Source organism: Stakelama flava, assembly GCF_019351405.1.
Lineage (GTDB): Bacteria > Pseudomonadota > Alphaproteobacteria > Sphingomonadales > Sphingomonadaceae > Sphingomonas > Sphingomonas flava_A.
The window spans coordinates 419,445-435,337 of record NZ_JAHWZX010000001.1 but is presented as its reverse complement, the minus strand read 5'-3'; the positions used below and the strand labels follow the sequence as shown (position 1 = coordinate 435,337).

General features: G+C 61.9%; 16 protein-coding genes. 9 read left to right on the top strand and 7 right to left on the bottom strand.

The genetic code is table 11. The features are described 5' to 3' along the window. The 5 genes from KY084_RS02100 to KY084_RS02080 all read left to right on the top strand — a co-directional run. The coding region (locus KY084_RS02100; RefSeq protein WP_219236742.1) for an FAD-dependent monooxygenase at positions 1 to 925 on the top strand (925 nt) is incomplete at its 5' end. A gap of 240 nt (positions 926 to 1,165) precedes the next feature. Continuing rightward, a complete protein-coding gene (locus tag KY084_RS02095; RefSeq protein ID WP_219236741.1) occupies positions 1,166 to 1,606 on the top strand; it encodes a hypothetical protein in 441 nt (146 codons plus the stop codon). A gap of 123 nt (positions 1,607 to 1,729) precedes the next feature. Then, positions 1,730 to 3,865 (top strand): TonB-dependent siderophore receptor, encoded by a 2,136-nt coding sequence (locus tag KY084_RS02090; RefSeq protein WP_219236740.1) that lies wholly within the window; start codon positions 1,730 to 1,732, stop codon positions 3,863 to 3,865. Further along, the gene (locus KY084_RS02085; protein WP_219236739.1) at positions 3,862 to 5,298 is read left to right on the top strand and encodes a PepSY-associated TM helix domain-containing protein; all 1,437 of its coding nucleotides are present in this window, start codon (positions 3,862 to 3,864) and stop codon (positions 5,296 to 5,298) included. The genes KY084_RS02090 and KY084_RS02085 overlap by 4 nt, the downstream gene beginning before the upstream one ends. Positions 5,299 to 5,379: 81 nt before the next feature. Next, positions 5,380 to 6,012: a tyrosine-type recombinase/integrase gene (locus tag KY084_RS02080; protein ID WP_219236738.1), complete on the top strand. Its 633-nt coding sequence runs from the start codon at positions 5,380 to 5,382 to the stop codon at positions 6,010 to 6,012. A gap of 142 nt (positions 6,013 to 6,154) precedes the next feature. Here KY084_RS02080 and KY084_RS02075 read toward each other — a convergent pair whose 3' ends face one another. Together KY084_RS02075 and KY084_RS02070 are read right to left on the bottom strand one after the other, a co-directional pair. Further along, positions 6,155 to 6,733 carry a hypothetical protein gene (locus tag KY084_RS02075; RefSeq protein ID WP_219236737.1) on the bottom strand — a complete coding sequence of 193 codons (579 nt, stop codon included), beginning with the start codon at positions 6,731 to 6,733 and terminating at the stop codon, positions 6,155 to 6,157. A 231-nt stretch (positions 6,734 to 6,964) separates the two neighbouring features. Next, positions 6,965 to 7,780, bottom strand: coding sequence for an SDR family NAD(P)-dependent oxidoreductase (locus KY084_RS02070; RefSeq protein WP_219236736.1), 816 nt, complete (start codon positions 7,778 to 7,780; stop codon positions 6,965 to 6,967). 99 nt (positions 7,781 to 7,879) lie between these two features. Here KY084_RS02070 and KY084_RS02065 point away from each other — a divergent pair, with 99 nt between their 5' ends. Next, on the top strand, positions 7,880 to 8,773 hold the full coding sequence (locus KY084_RS02065) for a LysR family transcriptional regulator (protein ID WP_219236735.1): 894 nt from the start codon (positions 7,880 to 7,882) through the stop codon (positions 8,771 to 8,773). A 209-nt stretch (positions 8,774 to 8,982) separates the two neighbouring features. On the opposite strand, the gene KY084_RS02060 is transcribed toward KY084_RS02065, so the two are convergent. From KY084_RS02060 to KY084_RS02040, 5 genes are all read right to left on the bottom strand, one after another. Next, positions 8,983 to 9,564 carry a hypothetical protein gene (locus KY084_RS02060; RefSeq protein WP_219236734.1) on the bottom strand — a complete coding sequence of 194 codons (582 nt, stop codon included), beginning with the start codon at positions 9,562 to 9,564 and terminating at the stop codon, positions 8,983 to 8,985. A 166-nt stretch (positions 9,565 to 9,730) separates the two neighbouring features. Continuing rightward, complete coding sequence (locus tag KY084_RS02055) at positions 9,731 to 10,639, bottom strand: hypothetical protein (RefSeq protein WP_219236733.1); 909 nt, start codon at positions 10,637 to 10,639, stop codon at positions 9,731 to 9,733. Between the two features lie 665 nt (positions 10,640 to 11,304). Continuing rightward, positions 11,305 to 12,690, bottom strand: a complete 1,386-nt coding sequence (locus KY084_RS02050; protein WP_219236732.1) for an amidohydrolase family protein — start codon at positions 12,688 to 12,690, stop codon at positions 11,305 to 11,307. Continuing rightward, positions 12,687 to 13,751 (bottom strand): glycerophosphodiester phosphodiesterase family protein, encoded by a 1,065-nt coding sequence (locus tag KY084_RS02045; protein ID WP_219236798.1) that lies wholly within the window; start codon positions 13,749 to 13,751, stop codon positions 12,687 to 12,689. Before KY084_RS02045 ends, KY084_RS02050 begins: the two co-directional genes overlap by 4 nt. A gap of 70 nt (positions 13,752 to 13,821) precedes the next feature. Then, positions 13,822 to 14,292, bottom strand: coding sequence for a MarR family winged helix-turn-helix transcriptional regulator (locus tag KY084_RS02040; RefSeq protein ID WP_246586805.1), 471 nt, complete (start codon positions 14,290 to 14,292; stop codon positions 13,822 to 13,824). Positions 14,293 to 14,550: 258 nt separating this feature from the next. Here KY084_RS02040 and KY084_RS02035 point away from each other — a divergent pair, with 258 nt between their 5' ends. Genes KY084_RS02035 through KY084_RS16240 form a run of 3 tightly spaced genes read left to right on the top strand, consistent with a single transcriptional unit; the run spans position 14,551 to position 15,844 of the window. Continuing rightward, positions 14,551 to 15,030 (top strand): MarR family winged helix-turn-helix transcriptional regulator, encoded by a 480-nt coding sequence (locus KY084_RS02035; protein ID WP_219236730.1) that lies wholly within the window; start codon positions 14,551 to 14,553, stop codon positions 15,028 to 15,030. After that, a complete protein-coding gene (locus KY084_RS02030; RefSeq protein ID WP_246586774.1) occupies positions 15,027 to 15,581 on the top strand; it encodes an NAD-dependent epimerase/dehydratase family protein in 555 nt (184 codons plus the stop codon). Before KY084_RS02035 ends, KY084_RS02030 begins: the two co-directional genes overlap by 4 nt. Then, positions 15,578 to 15,844 (top strand): NAD-dependent epimerase/dehydratase family protein, encoded by a 267-nt coding sequence (locus KY084_RS16240; RefSeq protein WP_246586773.1) that lies wholly within the window; start codon positions 15,578 to 15,580, stop codon positions 15,842 to 15,844. The genes KY084_RS02030 and KY084_RS16240 overlap by 4 nt, the downstream gene beginning before the upstream one ends. Positions 15,845 to 15,893: the final 49 nt, after the last annotated feature.

The following is a 15,893-nucleotide window of genomic DNA, read 5'->3' as shown; positions in this document are numbered from 1 at the left end:
TGATGTTAGGCTCGATGGTCTCGACCGCACGGCGTGGCATCGCTTCCAGCTCGGCACCGATGCGAGCATGGTGATGATCTGCCCGCTGGCGGGCACGGATCTTTTCCAGATTCAGGGGCCGGTGCCGTCCGATGGAGAGGTGGACCTCTCGCCAGCTGCGCTGACCGCCTTGATCGCAGAGCGGACGGGCCGTGCCGACATCGCCGTCCACGCGGTTTCGTGGGCGTCGGTCTATTCGATGAACGCCCGCCTTGCCGAGCGCTATCGCGTCGGGCGCGTCTTCCTGGCCGGCGACGCCGCGCACATCCATCCGCCAACGGGCGGACAAGGGCTCAACACCAGTGTGCAGGATGCCTACAATCTCGGCTGGAAGCTGGCCGCCATACTCGACGGCGGCCCCGCCGCGTTACTCGACACCTATGAGGAGGAGCGACGACCGGTCGCGGCGGAGATGCTCGGCCTGTCGACGCGTCTGCTCGACGAAGCCAGAAAGGGCGCGATGCAGCGCAACCGTGAGGTGCGCCAACTCGATCTTGGGTACCGCGGATCATCGCTGGCATTGCCGGGTTCGATCGGCACGGCGCGGGTGCAGGCGGGCGATCGCGCGCCGGACGCCCCTTGTCGGGGCCAGGCGGGCCAACCCACCCGGCTGTTCGACCTGTTCCGGGGGCCGCACTGGACGGTGCTGGGCTATGACGTCGAAGGGCGACCGGCACCGCGCACGTATCTCCGCATCGTCACTGTTGGCGAACGCGGAGACATCGTCGATGACGAGGGGCACGTCGCCGACGCCTATGGCTTGGCGGCAGGTCAGTGGGCGCTGGTCCGCCCCGATGGCTATCTGGCCGCGATCGTGGCGAGCCGCGACCTGGAGCGAACACTTGCGATCATACCAGGCGATGGTTTGATGCAAAACGGCGGCTGACCGGGAGGACCGCTTTCGTTCGCCGCTTATAGAGACTCAGTGGACGAGCCGAAGGCGCGAAGCTGCCGTTCCCCATCTGGATTAACGAAGGGAAGATATCATGCTGTCCGATTCCGCCCTTCAACGTCCGGCTTGTTGGCGGAAAACGTAGCCTCGGATGCTTAGATCGTCGAAGCCGGAGCGGCACGGCCGGCAACACGCCAGGTGACGGCGAGCGCGCGGAGCGCTAGACGGCTGCCGATGGCCAACCTTCGCCATATCCTGGGTCGCCGCTGGGCGATGGCGTTCGCGCTGATCGCGATGGCGATGCTGGCGCGCATGGCAGTGCCCAGCGGCTTCATGCCCGTCGTCGAAAACGGCCATGTCGTCATCACCTTGTGTTCCGGCCATGGCCCCATGCAGTTGACCGGTAACGGGCTGATGGCGCCAATGCCCGGCATGACGCCGACAAAGGCGGCTGGGCCCCATCACGAGCACCATGATCGTCAGTCCGATAACAAGGACAGCATCTGTCCGTTCGCGGGCTTGTCGCTGCCGTCGCTGGCGGCGGCCGATCCGCTGCTACTGGCGGTCGCCCTCCTTTTTATCGTCACCACGCTCTTCCGCTTGCCCGAGCGCATTACCGTCGCTGTGCCGCGCGCGCTCTGGCCGCCCATCACCGGACCGCCCGCGATCGTCTGAGCGCGCAATTCACTGCGTCATCTGATCGATAACTCCGGTGGGTGCCAATGGCGCACACCGGCTTTTCCAGGATGCCGACCGGCGTCCGCGAGCCGACCGGTCGACTGGCGAACAGGGTTTTTCATGTCCAGATTTCTGATTGCGGCGGGCATATCGCTCGTCGCGCTGTCCGCGCCGGCCTACGCCGCCGATGGTGACACGACGGCTGTCGCTCCCGCTACACCTCAGGATGTGGGGTCGAGTTCAACGAACGACAGCGGCGACATCGTCGTCACCGGCTATCGCTTCCTCGACGCCGATACGAGCGGGATCACCAACCTGCCGCTTCCGATCGAAAAGGTGCCGCAGTCGATCAGCCTGGTGAACAATGATTTCGTCAAGGCCGCCGATCTCAAGAACATGGGTGAGATCGCGCAATATACGCCGGGCGCGCTGTGGGCGAGCTACAGCCCGAGCTACGGCAATCAGCTGTGGCTGCGCGGCTTTGCCGCCAATTACGCGGTCGATGGCTTGCTGGTCGGCGACCAGATCACCGATCCTGACCCCGCAACGCTGGAGCGCTACGAGCTGGTCAAGGGGCCGGCGTCGGTCGTCTATGGCGCGCAGAGCCCCGGCGGCGTCGTCAACTTGGTGTCGAAAAGCGCCGGACCCCATACACCAAGCTATGTCGAGGCGCTCGGCGGCTCATGGAGCCGTTGGCGGCTGGAGGGGCAGGTAGCTGGCGCGCTTAACGCCTCGGGCACGATCCGTGCCATCGCCGTCGCCGCGCACGAACAGGGCGGCAGCTTCGTCGACTTCGTCCACCTCAACAAGACCGTGCTCTACGGCGGGCTGGATGTGGACGTCACGCCGACGCTCAGCGGCTATCTGCACGTGAACTACCAACGCACCGAGGACACGCCCTATAACGGCATCCCCACCTTCACTGACGGTTCCCCCGTCCCGGTGGCGCGTTCGTTCTTAGTCGGCGGCTCGGACTTCCGCGCGCTGGCGCAGGCCAGGCGGACCGACGCGGGGCTCACATGGAGGCCATCGGATCTGTGGTCGTTCGATCTTAAGACGGTATATCAATATACCACCCATGGCGGCGACAACGTCTATCCCTATGGCTTCATCGCCACCGACGGCAGCTTCCCGATCAATGGCGAGCATTTCAGCGACTGGCGCGTCTACGACTTCACCGTGGCAGGAACCACGATACGCAAGCTCGACGATCTCGGGCTTCCCGGCAGCACGCTATCGGCATCGCTTCGTTATCAGCACTACCGCTATTTCATCTCGGAGCTGAATTTCGATGGCGGCACCGCCAATATCTTCGACGGCGATCAGGCGGTCAGCGATGCGTTCAACGCGCTAACGCCGGTGCCGGGCGGCTACGAGCAGGATCAGCGGATGAATTATCTGACCGGCTCGGCACAGGCGGTCATCAAGGTGGCCGATCCGGTGACGCTGGTCGGCGGCATTGCCTATTCGCGTCCCAAGGTCGACCAGCAGGTCTATGACGGCGCTTTCCAGCAATATAACCCCGGGAACCAGTTGAGCTATCGCGCCGCAGCGATTGTCACGCCGGCGCGCGGGCTCAATTTCTACGGCTCGTACAGCGAATCCTATCAGCCCAACCTGAGGATCGATGTCGGTCACGACGTGCTGCCGCCGGTGAAGGGCAAGCAATATGAGATCGGCGCCAAATATCTGCTCGGCCATCACATCCTGCTGACGGGCGCGCTGTTCCAGATCGATGAGAGCAACGTCGCGGTCTATGACACGATGATCGATGGCGAGGCGCTCTACCGCGCGGCGGGCGTGCGGCATCGCGGTGCCGAGCTGGAGGCGACCGGCGCGATCACCGATCATTGGCAGGTCAAGGCCGGTCTCGCGTTGCTCGATCCCAGAGTAACCAAGGATCCCGAACATCCCAGCAATGTCGGCGAGACACGGCCCTGGCTGCCCCGGTCCACCGCCGATCTCTATACCAGCTACGCACTGCCGAACGGCATCTCGGTCGGCGGCGGGATGCGCTACATGGGGGCGGTCAAGACCTATGACCGGTCGTCGACGCCGACGCCCGATCTCCATGCCTATACGGTGTTCGACACGGATCTCGGCTACACGATCGGCCACTGGCACGCGCAGCTCAACCTCAAGAACCTGTTCGACAAGCATTATTATGTCGGAACCCCGGTGTTCCAGTCGCTGTCGGCCGGTCTGTATCCCGGCGAGCCGAGGAGCTTCGCGATCTCGCTCCGGAGGGAGTTGTGAGAGCGTCGGGCGCCGAAGGTAAGCCGCGTGCCCGCTGGCCTGATTACGCCGCAATATGGCGCTGGCATTTCTATGCCGGGCTGTTCTGCATTCCCTTCATATGCTGGCTGGCAATCACCGGATCGATCTACATCTTCCGGCCGGACATCGAGGCGTGGCTCGACCGTCCGTATGAATCATTGCACCTTGCGGGCCTGGCAGCGGCTCCTTCCGCCGAGGCGCGCGCTGCGATCGCCGCGATTCCTGGGTCGGCCTTCACGCTTTACCAGCCGCCTGCGACGCCGACCGGCGCCGGGCAGGTGGTGGTGACGAAGGGCGCGATTCCTTACCGCGTCTATATCAACCCCGGCACACTCAAGCCGATGAAGGTGCAGCGCAACGATCGCCGGCCGATGGACATCGTAGCGCACCTTCACGGCCAGCTGCTGCTCGGCAATCGCGGTTCGATGATCGTCGAACTCGCCGCCTGCTGGGCGATCGTAATGATTCTGACGGGCCTCTATCTGTGGTGGCCGCGTGGACAACGCGGGCTGGGCGGCGTGCTCTATCCGCGACTTCGCCGACGTGGGCGATTGTTCTGGCGCGACCTGCACGGCGTCACCGGCTTCTGGGTCTCGCTCATCGCGCTATTCCTGCTGCTCAGCGGGCTGCCCTGGTCATCCAATTGGGGCAATTACCTGAGCTGGACGCGCAACCTGTGGTCGGTCACCGCCGGTGCGCCAGACTGGCCGGTGGGGACGACCAACCAGCCGGCGGCGAAGCGCAATCTTGGCGGTAAGACACCAGCGCCGCCGCAAGGTGGCATGCCTGGCATGACCACCGCCGAGATGGCCGCAATGGTACAAGTCGCCGCGCCGGATGGCCTGCCGGATGATCAGCCTCGGGTCGATCTGCACGTCCTCGACACGGTGGTGCCACTCGCTTCGCGGCTGCATGTCCCGCAGCCTGTATGGATCACGCCGCCGCCCGCCGGATTCCGTGACTGGACCATTGCCTCGCAGATTCAGGATCGGCCGCTGCGCGTGACTTACACAATCGATCCCGCCACCGGCGCGGTCACCGGGGAACGAACGTTCGCGCAGGAAAATATCGTGGACAAGGTGGTCAACGTCGTCATTGCAACGCACGAAGGCCATCTGTTTGGCCGCCTCAACCAGGCGGTCTTGGTGCTCACCGCGATCAGCCTGCTGACGGTATCGATTAGTGCGGTGGTGATGTGGTGGCGTCGGCGACCATCGGGTATGCTCGGCGCGCCAGCGCCAGGCGCGCGGCCGCGTTTCTCGCTCTGGCTGACTGCCTCGATCATCCTGCTCGCCGTGCTCCTCCCATTGTTCGGGGTGTCATTGATTATTGTCCTGATTCTCGACCGCGTAGTTCTCCCGCGCCTTCCTGCCTGGCGGCTCTGGCTGGGCCGGCAGCCTCGGAAGGCTTAGGTCGTATTGAGCTGTCATGCCTCAGCGGGCTGGGCGTCGTCCTATCTTCGCGCCGGCCATTCCGGCCAGTGGAGAAACATCATGGGACATTCAGACCTCGACCCTGCGGTGCACGACCGGCGCCCTTGGAATGCAGGGCAGAACGTAGGGCCCAAGCGCCCACTCAAGCCGCGCGACATCTGGGCGATTCGCTTTTATCTCGACGAGCATAAACGGCTGCGTGACCGCGCACTGTTCGACCTGGCTATCGACAGCAAGCTGCGTGGCTGCGATCTGGTCAAGATCAGGATAGGCGACCTGATGAGCGCAGGCTCCTTCCGTGATCGCGCCACCGTTATCCAGCAAAAGACCGCTCGCCCCGTTCAATTCGAGATCATGTCCGAAGCGCGCAAGAGTCTGAAAGCCTGGCTCGATCGGCGCGGCGGTACGATTTGCGACTTCGTATTTCCGAGCAGGATCGACTACCTCGGTCACTTGAGCACACGACAATATGCGCGCCTCGTCGACGAATGGGTGTCGACGATCGGCCTCGACAGACGGGAATATGGCACGCACTCTATGCGACGGACCAAAGCGGCGTTGATCTACAAGGCCACAGGGAATCTTCGGGCAGTGCAAATCCTGCTCGGCCATACCAACATCGAAAATACTGTCAGATACCTCGGCGTGGATGTCGATGATGCGCTAACTTTGTCCGAGAGGACCGCGATTTGAAAACTCCGGCTTCCCGAGATCTTTGGGAAGCCGGTCCATCCGTATGAACGATCGGCAGGTATGAAAGAGAGGCGTTGATCCGGTGAATGTCCGCTATTCAGGCGGTTGGCGAACATGCGGGCCCGTGCGCGGGAGCAGTGCCTCAGGACATCCAGGCTCCACATCTGTCCACTATGCTCCACCCCGTTGAACGCTTATGCAGGTGGATGGTTGACCCTGATCCACACAAACTTCCACAAGCCATACCGAATTTCACCAGCGCATCCCTGCCGTCGTTGCTGAAGGTGATCTGTGAAAGCGATATCAGGGAATGTGAGAAGCCTTCCTTGACCGCTGTTTCAACGGCCTCGCCGTTTGCAATGGCCGCTCCTAGGTCGGCTGGAGCCCATTTGGATCCGTCGATGATCTCGATGCCCTTAGCCTGAAGGGGAATGCCTATAAGGGATTTATTTTTCCGGGCATCACTTCCAGCCGGGAAATCTAATCCTTTCGCGCATTCCTCAAACTCCGCGTCGGCTTTCGACGGAGCTTCGCTCAAATGCTCGTCAACGAGTTGATGCCCCTGTTCCTTGCCCTGCCAGGATGCGAGCACCGCGTTGTAAACTGCCGCTTGGTCTTGAATGGATGCCTCGGCACCGGAAGCGTGATCGAAGATGGCTAGCGCACCGATGGCGACTACAGCGACAAAGATCCCGACCACACCAGTAATCCCGCTTTTCATGTTTTGGCCCCCCGATCCGCATTCGACGATCCAAATTAAGGCGTCCTGCTGGTCGCAGAATCTGCCACGCGCGGCGCCTGGCGTCCACTCACCGTGCGACAGCTTCCGTCGCTACGCGTGCTCCTGAAATGTGAACCAAAGGCAAGTTTCGGGAAGTGGCAAAGCGCCGGAAAGGGCTGCTTTGTCAGCGGTACCGGGCAATCGCCTACTCCTACCTTGCCGTCTGTCGTGTCAGCCGCGATCGGCGGATTGGGCGATCTCCTGCCGCAACTTATCCACTTTCGCGCCGGCCCACTGCCGGGCGTCGTCACCGAACACGAGCCGCGATGGCGCCTCGCCCTGCGAAGCAAGCGCCACGATCCGCGCGGCTAGCAGTCTCGGATCGTTCAGCTGATTGCCGTTGGCATCGGCCACGAACGCGCAATACTGCGCAATCGCCTCGGCATAGTCCGGAATATCGATCCCGCCGAAGCTCGCCGACTTGCCGTCCATGAATTCGGTGCGCAGCATCCCAGGCTCGATCAGAAGCGAGCGGACACCCAACGGTGCCAGTTCCTGCGCAAAGCCTTCCATCCATCCCTCAAGGGCGAACTTCGACGCCGAGTAGACCGCTCCGCCGGCGTTGGAGACGAGCCCGCTGACGGACGATATGGTGACGATCAGACCCGAGCGACGCGCACGCATGTGAGGAACGACCGCACGCGCGACGTTCATCGTGCCGAACAAATTGACCTCGAACTGACGCCGCACTGCAGCGTCGGTGAAGGTCTCGAAGAAACCCAGCTCGGCATAGCCGGCATTGTTGACCAGCACGTCAATCGCGCCGAACCGCTTGACGGTCTCGGCGGCAACCGCGTTCGCGGCTTCGGCGTCGGTGATATCGAGCGCTAAAGCGCACAGGCGATCGTGTTCACCGCCAAAGACATCGCGCACCGCGTCGGCAGACCGCGCCGTTGCCACAACCGTCTCGCCCGCATCGAGTGCCGCGCGCGTGATCTCGCGTCCCAGCCCCCGGCTTGCGCCCGTTACCAGCCAAACCTTACCCATCACCTGCTCCTCGCTTCTGCTGTCGTCGGCTAGGTAGTCGTGCTAATGGATCGAGATAATCGGCTAATCAGTAATAGGGCTCAGTAGCGGGGATCATCAATGCGTCCGGATCAGCTCGGCGACCTCGCCGTCTTCGCGGCGATCGCCGCTGACCGCAGCTTCACGCGCGCCGCGAGGCGGCTCGGAGTCACGCAGTCGGCGTTGAGCCAGACCATGAAGCGGCTGGAGGGACGACTCGGGTTTCGCCTGCTCACGCGAACGACGCGCAGCGTCGCTCCGACAGCTGCCGGCGAACGCCTCCTCGCCACCCTGTCACCGGCACTGGCCGGGCTGGACGTCGAGATCGAGGCGCTGTCCCAGGCACGCGGGGCAGCGATCGGCACCGTCCGGATCACGACCGGCAAGCACGCCGCGGACACGTTGCTGTGGCCGATGCTCCCATCCTTCATGCGGCGCCACCCCGGCATTGAGGTGGAGGTGTGCGTGGAGAATGGAATGACCGATGTCGTGGCGGGCCGCTACGATGCCGGCATCCGGCTCGGCGAACGATTGGAAAAGGACATGATCGCGCTGGCGGTCGGGCCTCCGCTGCGCGTCGCGGTGGTGGCCGCTCCGGGTTATCTGAGCGAGCATCCGGTTCCGATGGAGCCCGCCGACCTCGCAGGCCATCGCTGTATCGCTTACCGCGACGCGCATGGCGACCTGTCTCCCTGGTCGTTCGAGCGTGACGGCCATGCGGTGACGGTCAAGCCAGGCCGCGGGCCGGTGTTCAACGACGGCGACCTGCTGGTGGCCGCTGCGCTTGAGGGTTTCGGAATCCTCTACATTCTGGAGGATCTGGTGGCGGCGCCGATGGCCGATGGCCATCTCATCCGCCTGCTGGAGCCGTGGTGCCAGCCATTCGCCGGTTACCACCTCTATTACCCCGACCGGCAGGGCACCACGGCCTTCGAACTATTCAAGGACACGCTTCGGGCGAACAGGGCCGCGTAAAGGCTCGGCGAAGCTTCGGCGCAATTGGGCAAACCTGACCATTTTTTGAAATAAGACGGGCGGCTCGCGATAGCAGGACATGGTTATCGCTGGTGAGTGTGACCCATGACGCTGTCCGCTACCCGTGGTAGGTATCCAATGTCCCTGTGTGAACGTACGGCAGCTTTCGACAGGGCGATCAGGATAGCTAGACGACCGCAATTTTGGCGCTAATCAACAAATACAAACGCAAGCCATATCGAGCCTACACCTCCGCCGATCCGGAACGCGACATCCGCGTCTGCACAAAGATCATCGAAATGCTCGACGAGATCTGGCGTCTGCTCGAAGTGCAATCCAGGCACAACGATCAGGCAGCCGACCCGCGAGTTGGCCTCGTCGCGATCTACATCTTTCGCGTCGTTGCATGCCCGCTCCAGGCGCGAATTGAAGGTCGACTGGCGGATCTTGGCAGCAGCGAAGTGCTGCTTGACCTCGAAAGCCCACGAAAGTTCGTTATCGACATCGGCGATCCATAGGTCGCACCTGCCTTGTCTAAACGGTCTACCTCGGGAAGGATGGCGCTTCAACGCCACATATTCGGTATGTGCTAGGTAGCCTGCCTTAGCCGCTGCGTTTGCCAGGACGGCGACGCTGGCAGCTTCGTTAGAATGAAAAGGATCAAAATCCTCGGTCCACCGGCAGAACTTGCGCCTTATCCCTGGTACCTGCCGAAGCCATTGCGTCCAATGCTTCACCTCCCTCGTCCGCTTGTCGCCGGTCAACATTCTGGTTCCTCGATAATCGGCCATAATGAGTCCTTTCCCCACGCCTCCGTGCGGATCACCTATTTCGACGCAACAGGTTTTGGTCCAGCTCCAAGCGCTTCGGAATATGAGTTGCTGGCAGGTCTTATGGGTTGTGTAGTGCCGAGGCTGGCTGCTTTGTCAGCGTCGCGTTGCATCCACGGAAACTCGGTCAGACAGCTTGACCATCGGGTGATCGGTCATCCGGTGTTACTTCTGGCAGCCGGGAACTGAAGAGCGTGTCGGGATCAAGGAAAAACCTTTCGGTTCTTTCGTAGCCGAAGCATCTTCTGCCTTGCAGGTGAGGAGAACCGTTGGGTCTATCGGGCCACCACACCCCGAGTGGCACACAGTCCGAATACTGGTATACCTTCACCACTTGCGGCGGCCCGCCAATAGTATGCGGCTTGGATGCACTTCGAAGCATATCACGCACCACCTCGAATGGCTCAAAATCGAGTTTCTCGAGCGAGTACCTGTCGTCCCTCTTTGTTATCAGAGCGGCCAACAGTTCGCGCGCCATCGGCGCTTGATCCCCCGCTATCGCGACCTGCGCGATAGGTCGAAAATTGCCAGCCCGCCGCTTCCTCAGGCCGACACCGCCTGGGTCAGAATCAAAGCCAATCCATGGGGCTGGCAGGGCTAGGTGTCGTTTCTCACGGTTGCTGTATTTTATGGTCCAGAGGAGAAACTCCTTCCTCACCCACGAATACCCGCCGAATAGAAACTCCGCGCTAGGAATCGGCTGCGCATCGGGAAGGCCATGTACGAGCGGCGACGGCCGGATTGCTGCACCCATTGCGTCGATGATCTTGAGCGCATGGGTCTTCGCTGCGGGCAAATCCATTGATCTGCGGCGAAGCGGTGCGTGAGCATCAAAGGCAGCTGCAACCTGATGCATCATTGGATAAGCATGATCAGTTTCCCCTGCGAAGGCGATTGCGCAATCACTCCGCGGCAGGGGAAGCACCTTCGGGCAGGCGTCGAAATCGAATGCAGTGCCCGACAAGCGGCTGTCGGTCGTGAAGACAAGTTCCTCGCAGTCAGTTATCCGCCGCACCCATGCGATCGCGATAGTCATACCTACCCCAATGAATCATCTTTGCTTGATCAACGAACTAACGGCTTTCGCCCCGTTAGAATAGGCAAGACCAATTTCTGCGCTCGAGCTTCAATGTCTCATACACCAAGTAGACCGGCGATGAAGGGCGCACCCGACATCATCCAGAGCGACATCGAGGGCAGCTTGCCGCTCGGCTGCTGATGGTCAGCAACATGTGAACGTATGACAGTTTCCAAGGAGCAGATTTTGCTGCCGAACGACTGCTATGTTGGCGGAACCCACCACTGGCGCTATCAACATGCACCAAGGCAAGCCGCCGCCGGGAAACATGGTGATCGCAACTGCGCTGTTGGCGCCCTTCGGGCGATAGACCGTCATCGTGGGGCGACTGACGTTGTTTGCCCGCGGCCATCATTCCCGGTCGGCAGGCGGGCCGAGGGACCCAAGCTCTGGATGCGAAAGCGCGTCGGGGACAGACCGGGCCATATCGGCTGTTGCACATGGCTTGAAGGCTCCCAAACCGCAGGGTGGACCAGACGCGCTTTTGGAAATCTTCGATCGATCGAGCGAACCGGCGGGCTGCAAAGTATTTTGAGACGCGTCTGCGCAAATTGTTGCGGTCGGCGGGAGAACGCCTGCGAAAACCCATCGCATGAACATGACGGCCTCTCCCCTAGTGAATCCTATGGACGTGGCCTACCTCGTCCCACGATCCTGCCGCCCTGCATGACCCAGATGATCGAGCGCGTGTTCGATATCGATTTGCGTGGATCCTTCGAGAGGAGAACCAAATCAGCTCGCCGGCCTGCTTCGACGATACCCACGTCGTCGCGTTTGAGCGCTTCCGCTGCGTTCGTCCCGGTCATGCGCAGGATCTGGTTTGGCGTCAGCCCGGCCTCGGCCAGCAACTCGAATTCCTGATGCAGGCCTTCGCCGGGGACGATCCACTCGTTGGTCATGTCGGTCCCGCTGACAAGGAGGACGCCGCCCTCGTGCATCTTCCGTATCCAAGCGAACAGCTTCGGCCTTGCCGCCTTCCAGCGCCGGTAGTCATCCGGCGTCCACTCCGCGGTCACGTCGTCGCACCGCTCCCAATCGTGGCGAAGTTCCGGAAATGCGCGCAGATACGGGTTCTGACGGTATCGTGGCTCATCCGGTGGCGAGAACTTGCCGTCATACGCGATGAGCGTCACATCGACCGATATGCGCTTGCGGGCGAGGGCTGCGATCAACTCTCGTTGACCGGCTCCATCGGGATCGAACGCCTCGAGCCAATCGATCCTTGCCCGGAAGCCTCTTCTGTTCTTCAGGGCCTCGACATAGCCCGGTCGGGCTGACTCCGGAAGGCTGTCGGTGGACCAGTCCACACTGTGCGCCAGATGGTCGATGCCAAGGGCAACGCCTTGGGTCCAGGTCGTTCGTTGCAGGTGCCCGATGACTGGGATGCCGTGACGGTGGGCTTCGTCTATGACGGTCGCCACCTGCTCCGGTCTTAACCGCGCATAGACCTTGAAATAGTCAGGCCGAAAGGGAAGCGCGTTGCGCACGATCTGTCGCAACTGCGCCTCGCTCAGCGTTTGGTCGTTGATGAGTTCGGCAGACGCCAAGGCACGCGGACCTCGAACCCGGCCGGCGTTGAGGTCATCGCGCAGCTTGAGGCCTTCTATCGTCGGGGTAGCTGGGCTGCGAACCATCGTGATCCCGAAGTCGAGTTCTCGCGAAAGCGCCTTTTCTGAAAGCGCACGGTCAAAGCTTAGTGGGCCATCGCCAGGCGTGCATCGCGGAAAGAGAAGATGGGCGTGCATATCGATGAATCCGGGCAGCAGGAATTTTCCCCGGCCATCGATCACCGCGCCTTCCGGCACCGCGCCAGACGCTGGCGCAATGCTGACGATGCGCCCGTCGCGAACCACGACACGGGCATCGACGTTACCCGGTCCGCCGCGGCCGTCGAGGACGGTCACATGGTCGATGACGGTCGCCGCGCTAGCCACCGTCGGACTTTTGTTCGTGCATCCGCTCATTGCGACGAGTGCGAGGATCAGCAGGCCGAAGCGCGGCGCCATCATGGCCGCACCTCTTGGCCGTGCTGCAGGTTCGGCACGTGCGGTGTCGGCGTGCCTTGGCTGGCGTCAAATCGCGACCGCCACGCCGGGCCGATCCGTTCGATACTGTCCGCCCAGACGATGCCGCCGAACCCGGGCGGAACACCGATCAGATCCTTTGGATCAGTAATACCGGGAGCGCCGTTTTCACCTTGAACGTTGCCGAAAAGGATGACCTCGGTCCCCGCCTTGCGCATCCTTTCAAGGAATCGGTTGGGCCAACCCCAGAAGACGTGGCGCCATGCGATGGGAACGCCGATCACACCGCCCCTGCATGCCTCCGGCACGACGGTCGACCAGCCCAGCTCCAGATAGCCTACTGTGCAGGCCTTCACCGACGCCATCGAGAATGCCGCGCCTCGCCCGGTCAGTTGCCGCCAACGGTCGACGGGGCGTGCATCGCCATAGACCATGATCTGCCGCGCGATGTCGACATCACGTTCGCTGAGATAGCCAAGAAGCAGATCGGCCTCGCCGGGCCAGCGACTCTTGAAGTTGAGCAGGAACCTGTGCTGCGGGAATCGCCGAAGCACCTCGATCAGACTGGGTATCATGCCTACGCCCTTGCCGCGGAAAGGGAAGGTCTTGCCGCCATCGGACGTGTAGCTCCAGCCGATGTCGAGCGCCTTCAGATCGTTCATCGAATGCTCGCGTGTAACTCCATGGCCGTTGGTGCGGCAGTCGAGCGTCCAGTCATGAAAGACCGCGAAATCGCGATCGGTCGTCGGGTGAATGTCGAGTTCGAGGATATCGGCGCCAAGCGCGAAGCTTGCTGCCATCGAAGGAATGGTGTTCTCGAGATATGGGTTCGTCGAAGGCAGCATGCGCGTCGCCGTGCATGCGTCACGGGATAGACCGGCACGATCGTAGAGTTGGTGCACCCCGCGATGTGCCAAAAGCGAGGGCGCGCCGGTCGGCGCACGGGCCAACCAGGAAGCGTTGAGTAAATAGACCACCAATACGACGGTGAGGAGGATTGCTGACGCATATCGTGACCCGTTGCGGCCGAGAAGATTCGTTCGCATCAGCACCCCCAGCGGTCGGATAAACGATCCGATATAAACGTAGCATAGCTACATATATGGGAGGCGGCAATCAGCTTTCTTCGCTGTGAGGGGCGACAAGTTCCGCCATTGACTCTGCCACCGAAAGAACCTCCTCGCGAGCGCCAGGGCTCAATCTCGAAAGAACGAGGCGGAACAATGCGATACGCCGCTCGGATGCCAGCAGATATTTCTTCCTGCCGGCGGCCGTGAGCTCAAGGTGGTTCGCACGCCGATCGCCTTCATTGGCCGACTTGCGGACCAACTCTGACTGGATCAACGCGCGTACCAAGCGGCTCATGGTGGGGTGTCGAACTGCTTCGTGCTCGGCCAGTTCGACCAAGCTTATTCCGGGCCTTTGAAAAATGACGCCCATCGCGGAATATTGCGCACTGGACAGTCCGGCGTTCCTTGCGGGCGAGCGCGCCAACCGGAGCAGCCTCGTCGCTATTTGATTGAGCCGAGCCGCTGCTTGTTCTGATTGCTCCGACCCAGATTTCATCGGCTTCATACCTGAAAGCATATTCAACGTCCAAAGCATCAAACCCTAGCATAGGGTTGGCAGGTAGGCAGACGGGTTTGAATATGTTCGCCTTGCCTCAGGAGCGCTCTCGGCGCGTCGCGTGCGCCAACGTATATCAGAACGCACCGATATTGATCTTCCCGGTTCCGCAAAATACCGAGAGCTGGTTCGCCTTGTGAAGCATCGGCAGCTTATGACGAACTCCCAAGGCGTCTCGAACGTCAGCTACGTCGGTGTTTCGCGAAACACCTACCGATCATGTACCGTGTAATCCACCCATCGGGATTGATTGATGGGCGCCATGGTGCGGTCGGCGCCTGGGCGAAACGGTGCTACTTCGCGGGCCGCGCGGCAATGGAAACCATGCTGCGTCCGTTCGATCTCGGCTCGACGCAATGGTATATTTTGCATCAGCTCATGCAGGAGGGTCCGACGATGCAGCGTGACCTGGTTCACCTGCTTCAGATCGAGCGCGCGACGTTGAGCGTCATCGCCGGTGCGTTAGTCCGAAAGGGCCTGATCGAACAGGTGACGGATGATAAAGATCAACGCCGCAAGCTGTTGCGCGCGACACCCGCCGGGACTGAATTGTGGCGTCAGTTGCCCGACCTTTCCACAGTCATCAACGAAGCAGCGTTCGCAGGCATCAGCGATGCTGACAAAGAAGCGGCCGTCCGGGTCCTGCGCCTGGCAACCGAGCGGCTCAATGCGTTCAGCGATCAAGGAAACAGCAAATGACCATTCTTGTGACCGGCGCGACGGGCCTCGTCGGAACGCGACTGCTGCCGCGCCTGATGGCCGCGGGCCACGATTGCCGGGCGCTCGTGCGCGCCGGTAAACCTGCGCCGCAGGGTGCCTCGGCGGCCTCGGGCGATCTGCTTGATCCTTCGACGCTGCCGGCAGCGCTCGAGGGCGTGTCGGCCGTCATCCACCTCGCATCGGTGTTCCGCACGCAGGACGAGGCACTGATCTGGCGGAGCAACCTCGATGCGACGCGCAACCTCGTTGCCGCAGTGAAGGAAAATGTGTCCGACGCCCGGTTCATCCTGGCAAGCACCGGGCGCGTTTACGAATCGCAGGAGCCGCGGCAGCGCCCCGCGAAAGAGGATGACCCACTCGATCCAACCCCAGCCTATCCGGCAAGCAAGGTCGCGGCGGAGCAGGTGGTCCGCGACAGCGGGCTGAACTGGGCGATCATCCGCTTCCCCTTCGTTTACGGCGACGGCGACATATCCAAGCCATTCCCCCCCACGCGGCCGCCAGCGCGTGGCATCCCGCCAGCCGGATGAGCACCATCCATCACCGTAACATCGCCACCGCGATGGCACTGGCCCTCAACGGCGCGATGGATCGCCGTGTTGTGAACATTGCCGACGACGTGCCGGTGTCGATGCTTGAACTGTGCGCGCTCGCCGGGGGACCGCTTGAAGGCTCTGCGGAGCCGCTGAACGATCCATGGGCAGGACAGTGCGATACCTCGCTTGCGCGCAGTCTTGGTTTCAAGGCCACCGTCCGGACGATCTATCAGGCGGCTCAGGAGGACCTGCTCTAGCAGGAAGCCTATTCGATCTCCCGGAATTGGGCGAACACGCCGATCGAAG